This is a genomic window from Microbacterium sp. H6, from assembly GCF_003314775.1.
Taxonomy (GTDB): Bacteria; Actinomycetota; Actinomycetes; order Actinomycetales; family Microbacteriaceae; genus Microbacterium; species Microbacterium oxydans.
On record NZ_QOAY01000055.1, the window covers coordinates 1 to 1,763 of the forward strand.

General features: G+C 71.6%; 1 protein-coding gene. It reads left to right on the forward strand.

Annotation, left to right across the window (positions count from 1 at the left end; all coding sequences use genetic code 11):
• Window positions 1-180 precede the first annotated feature (180 nt).
• Window positions 181-1,763 (forward strand): proline dehydrogenase family protein (locus DSP71_RS03465; protein WP_181800658.1); only part of this gene is annotated, 1,583 nt, incomplete at its 3' end.

The window sequence follows — 1,763 nt, forward strand, 5'->3', positions numbered from 1 at the left end:
GGCAACAGCTTAGGACCGCGCCGTTCGGCGGTGCGGCATGATTCGCACCCCGCCCGGCCGCGCTCCTCCGCTCCGGGGCCGCACCGGGCGGCGAGAACGGCCGCATGCGAAGCGGACGCGGATGGCGGAAAGCGGCGGCGCGGCGCGGAATCCGGGGCGTCCAGACCTAGGCTGAAATCCATGGCAGACCTCCCGCCGGATGCCGTGGCATCCGCATCCCTCGCAGACCGTGCCGTCGAGCTGGCTCGGCGGTGGACGATCGAGGCCGCGGCGACAGAACCAGACCCGGCGGCCGCTCGGCTCGCCGGAGTGCTGCAGGACGTGAACGGACTCCCGTTCACCCTGGGGTTCGTCGACGGCGTCATGCGTCCGGAGAGCCTGATCGCCGCGGCCTCGCAGCTGCACCGCATCGCCCCGATCGTGCCGGAGTTCCTGCCCTGGTACCTGCGCTCGGTGGTACGTCTCGGTGGCGGGGTCGCGCAGATCCTCCCGACGCCCGTGGTGCCGATCGCCCGTCGGGTGCTCCGGGACATGGTGGGGCACCTGGTCGTCGATGCGCGCCCTGCCAAGCTCGGCGCCGCGATCGAGCGGATCCGCGCCGACGGCTCCCGGCTCAACCTCAACCTGCTCGGCGAGGCCGTGCTCGGGGAGGCGGAGGCCCGACGACGGCTCGACGGCATCCACGCGCTCGTCCGCCGTCCGGACGTGGACTACGTCTCGGTGAAGGTCTCGGCGATCATCAGCCACCTGTCGATGTGGGCTTTCGACGAGGTCGTCGACGAGGTGGTAGAGCGGCTCCTTCCGCTGTATCTCGCGGCGGCGGCCGACGGCACCTTCATCAACCTGGATATGGAGGAGTACCGCGACCTCGACCTCACGATCGCCGTCTTCACGCGCATCCTCGAGGACCCCCGACTGGCCGGGCTCGAAGCCGGGATCGTGCTGCAGGCGTACCTGCCGGACGCGCTGCCCGCCCTGCAGGAGCTCACCGCGTGGGCGCAGGACCGCGTGGCGCACGGCGGCGCCCGCATCAAGGTGCGTCTCGTGAAGGGGGCGAACCTCGCGATGGAGCACGTCGAGGCGCGGATGCACGGGTGGACGCCTGCGACCTACGACACCAAGCTCGACACCGACGCGAACTACCTGCGCTGCCTCGACTGGGCGCTGCAGCCGGAGCACACGGCTGCGGTGAAGATCGGCGTCGCGGGGCACAACCTCTTCGGCATCGCCTACGCCTGGCTGCTGGCGGGCGAGCGGGGCGTGCGGGAGGCCGTGGAGTTCGAGATGCTGCTGGGCATGGCCCAGGGGCAGGTGCGAGCCGTCTCGCGCGAGGTCGGACCGGTGCTGCTCTACGTGCCGGTGGTGGAGCCAGCGGAGTTCGACGTGGCCATCAGCTACCTGGTGCGCCGGCTCGAGGAGAACGCCTCGCCGGACAACTTCCTCTCCGCCGCCTTCCGACTCGGCGAGGACGAGTCGCTGTTCGTCCGCGAGCAGGATCGCTTCCTCGATGCGCTCGACAGGGCGGGCGACCCGACGCTGCGCATCGGACCCCGTCGCACGCAGGACCGTCTCGCCCCCGTGCACGAGTCGCTGCGCCCTGCACCCGTCGCCCCGGTGCCGGAGACCGACCTGACCAAGGCGGTGCTCGGCATCTCCCGCGGCTCGGACGACAGCGGCCGGGAGGCGTTCCTGGAGACCGCGGTCTACTCCGCCCGCGAGCTGGAGCAGGACACCGGCGGAGCCCCGGGCTTCGCGAACACCGT